The following is a 2,315-nucleotide window of genomic DNA, read 5'->3' on the forward strand; positions in this document are numbered from 1 at the left end:
GTCAAATTGCTTTCCTGGACGGAGTTTTTCAAAGCCTGAAAGAATGGCTTTTTCTGTGAGTGAACTAATCCAAAGTCGCTCAAAAGGTTTTTGACAATTTAAGTAATCATAGATGTATCGGAAAATTAACTCTCCTTCTCTTCCTGCATCGGTAGCTACTACAATTGAATCGCATTGCTCAAATAAAGTTCGTATCACTTTAAGTTGTTTTAATACGCCTGCATCTGCTACATATCCTTTATCTTTTCTCACTTGGCGGGGTTGTAGTTCAAACGGTTCTGGAAGTATGGGAAGATGTTCTTTTTGGAATCCTACACAACCATACGCTTCAGGCATTGCCAATTGTACTAAATGACCAAATGCCCAAGTAACGGCATAACCATTACCTTCTATATAACCGTCTTTTTTATTATTAGCCCCTAATAAATGAGCAATTTCTCTGCCTACACTGGGTTTTTCCGCTAGGATTACTTTCATAGATTTTTGTTTTTAGATAAATGAATTGCATCAATATCGCCATCGCCCTACATTTTGCGTCCACTTGTAGCTTTTTTTGTAGGCGTTTTAGGCTTTGCCGTACGCTTGGTTGTAGTCGTAGTGGTTTTCACTCCTTTGTTTGTCGCTTCTTTTTGGGTTTTTGTTGTAGTTTGAGTGGTAGTTGTCGTCGTTTTATTTTCCTTGGCTTTTTTGTTGATTTCTTTAGCCTGACGTGTTACTTTATCCTCTTTTTGTTGTTTATTAGGATTTTGGAAAGTGAATTTAACTTTCCCTGTATCTTGGTTATATGTAAAGTAACCATTATACACTTTCCCTGTACCCTTACTTTCTAAACCTTCCAAGTACAGCGGTTTGCCTTGCGAAAAAACTTTGTATTGTTCTTCGGTAAGTTTTCTACCTCTTAATTCTTTGGGAGCTTCTTCAAAAGTAGGTTGGGTATTGATTTTCTGTGTAAGATTCTCATCAAACAAAAATGTTACATAACGCTTTTCTGCATTGAATTGTACATTTGCATTAAAGGGTTCGCCCTTGTTTGAGATCATTCCTTCTAAAAACAAGGGTTTACCTTCCATAAGGGTTTGCTTTTGTTCTTCATTAAGTTTGATTCCTTTGATTTCATCAGGTATTTTGATGTATTCTTGACGCAAAGCAACAATTTCATTCGTCAATTCATCAATACTAATAATAGAGGGGATTTTTTCACCCGTTTTTACATTGGTAAGCTCTACCACGCGTCCCATATTTCCTGTCTTCAATAGGTTTTCTTTATCTTCTTGGGTAAACTCATGCCCAAAAAATGGATAATCTAATTGAGGTTCTTTACGAATTCCGTGGATAGCGACACTTACTTTACCTTCGTTATCTTTTCGTAAAGATAAACGAGCATCAAAACGAGTAACAGCACTCCCTAAATTCATACTAATAGGTACCAATCGGTCGGTTTTATAACCTTTTAGTAACGGTTCTAATAAGTTGCGTTTTTCTAAATACTCTTTTGAGAGTCCTAAGCTGTTCATCGTATTCCAATCAATATCGTCTACTTCGTAACGATGTTTTTGTTCTTGGGTAGCCTCATCGGCAGTATTTTGCGATGGGGTTTCATTGACCTCTTGGGTAGTGTTTTTTACTTCCTGAGTATCTTTTACTTCTTGGGGTTCATTGGTTTGTTCCATTGTATTTTGATTTAAAGATTGATATTCTTGTGGTTGGATTTTATAAGGCTGTAAATCCTCTGGCGTGAGCTGAACTTTTAGTAGATTGGGAATGGGAATTTTGAAAAAAGAAAAATGACTTGGATTTTTCACTTGTCTTAGAAAATTACTAAAGAAGTTTGAGAGTATATTTCCGTGAGGATCCACCTTCATAAAATCTTGTTCGTGTGCCGGGACTGGAGGAACGGTTTCTAACTGCCCGTCTTTATCCAATCCTTTTACGGCACGAATCTGTTGTTCCTCTTGGTCATACACAAGCAACAAATCCGTCCATTGCTCTTCTGCAACGGACGTATTCTCTTGTGGATTTGTTTCAGTGGATTCATTAGCCATAGTATATTATTTTTTGATGGTTTAAATTCAATTCATTAAACTTTAAATTTAAATCTTAAAAATCGCAGAACGAAGATAGAAGCTGTCTATTAGAATTTAATACGGCAGTGTTATTTTGGCTTTGATTGTCCTTTTTTGGCTTTTACAGGGACACTAAAGTGTTCTCTAATGAATTGGTGTACATCTGATAGTTTGTAGTAAATTTTTCCAGAAATTGTGTAATAGGGTAGTTTGCCTTCAGAACGATAACGCTGCAGAGAACGAGCGGATATT

Annotated in this window: 3 protein-coding genes; all 3 read right to left on the reverse strand. The window is 36.4% G+C overall.

Annotation, left to right across the window (positions count from 1 at the left end):
- A partial coding sequence (locus VQ048_RS12020; protein ID WP_327611902.1) for a toprim domain-containing protein occupies positions 1–477 on the reverse strand: 477 nt, incomplete at its 3' end.
- Positions 478–524: 47 nt separating this feature from the next.
- Positions 525–2,042, reverse strand: a complete 1,518-nt coding sequence (locus VQ048_RS12025) for a DUF3945 domain-containing protein (RefSeq protein WP_208809425.1) — start codon at positions 2,040–2,042, stop codon at positions 525–527.
- Between the two features lie 110 nt (positions 2,043–2,152).
- Positions 2,153–2,315 (reverse strand): helix-turn-helix domain-containing protein (locus VQ048_RS12030; RefSeq protein ID WP_327611903.1); only part of this gene is annotated, 163 nt, incomplete at its 5' end.

Origin of the sequence: Bergeyella anatis (genome assembly GCF_036016955.1) — a bacterium.
Lineage (GTDB): Bacteria > Bacteroidota > Bacteroidia > Flavobacteriales > Weeksellaceae > JAYWXI01.